The organism is Arthrobacter sp. 10T413_2 (genome assembly GCF_056394205.1).
In genome coordinates, this window is sequence record NZ_JBFTHK010000358.1 from 1 (window position 1) to 1125 (window position 1125).

Consider the following 1125-nt stretch of genomic DNA (forward strand, 5'->3'; position numbering starts at 1 on the left):
ATCCCGCCCAAGGCCCCAAGCAGAATCCAGAGCAGGTTGGTGATGGCCAGGGTCGCCTCCGGCCGGACCGTCCCGGCGACCAGTAGCCCCAGCGCGGTGAAGCATGCGGCCCCGAGCACCAGGATGACCATGCCGGGGAGCCAGCCCGCGGGGTTGGGCTGCCAGCCCAACACCAAGGCCACGGCTGAGACGATGAGCACCTGCAGGAACAAGACGGCCAGGACGGCCAGGATCTTGCCCGCAATCARTCCGGTGCGGCCCAGGGGAGTGGTGGAAAGAAAGCGCAGCACGCCGTAGCGGCGGTCGAAGCCGGTGGCGATGCCCTGGCCCGTGAAGGCGGTGGACATGGCGCACAGGGCCAGGATGCCGGGGACGGCAACGTTGATGCGGCTCGAACCGAGCCCGTCCAGCAGCGGCGTCAMAGTCAGGCCGACCATGGCCAGCAGCGGCAGGACGATCGCGAGGATCAGCTGCTCGCCGTTCCGGAGCATGGTGATGGTTTCGTACCGTCCCTGCAGCATGATCCTGCGCAGCAGTGGAGCGGGTGCGCTGCCGTGTGCTGTGAGCGGCGCACTGCCCAGGGGGGCACCGCCGGAAACGCGGGTCATCGGATCTCCCTTCCGGAGATGTCCAGGAAGACGTCCTCGAGGCTGCGTGCCTCAAGGCTCAGGGAGCTGGGCATGATCCCGCGCGCGGCCCACCATGCGGTGATCGTCGCGAGGTCCGCCGGGCTCAGCGCGCCGGTCACGGCGTAGCTGCCGGCCCGGGCCTCGGTGACCTCGACGCCGTCGGGCAGTACGCCGGTGAAGTCCAGACCCGGTTCGGTTTCAAAAAGCAGGGTGCGGATGTGCTGCCCGTCATCGCCGGCGGGCAGCTGATGCTGCAGGAGCTGGGCGACGGTGCCTTCGGCGACGTTCCGTCCGGCGTCGATGATGTAGACGTAGTCGGCCAGGCGCTGGGCGTCGTCCATCAGGTGGGTGGTGAGGATGATTCCCATCCCGCTGTTGCGCAGCTCGGCGATGAGGTCGAAGACCATCTGGCGGGACTGCGGGTCCAGACCGGCGCTCGGCTCGTCGAGGAAGAGGACCTCCGGGTTGCCGACCAGCGCCGCCGCAAGGGCAAGGC

Annotated in this window: 2 protein-coding genes; both read right to left on the reverse strand. The window is 68.8% G+C overall.

Annotated elements, in window-relative coordinates:
- The coding region (locus AC1DBQ_RS23425) for an ABC transporter permease (protein ID WP_476930771.1) at positions 1 to 521 on the reverse strand (521 nt) is incomplete at its 3' end.
- 83 nt (positions 522 to 604) lie between these two features.
- On the reverse strand, positions 605 to 1125 hold a 521-nt coding region (locus AC1DBQ_RS23430), incomplete at its 5' end, for an AAA family ATPase (RefSeq protein ID WP_476930770.1).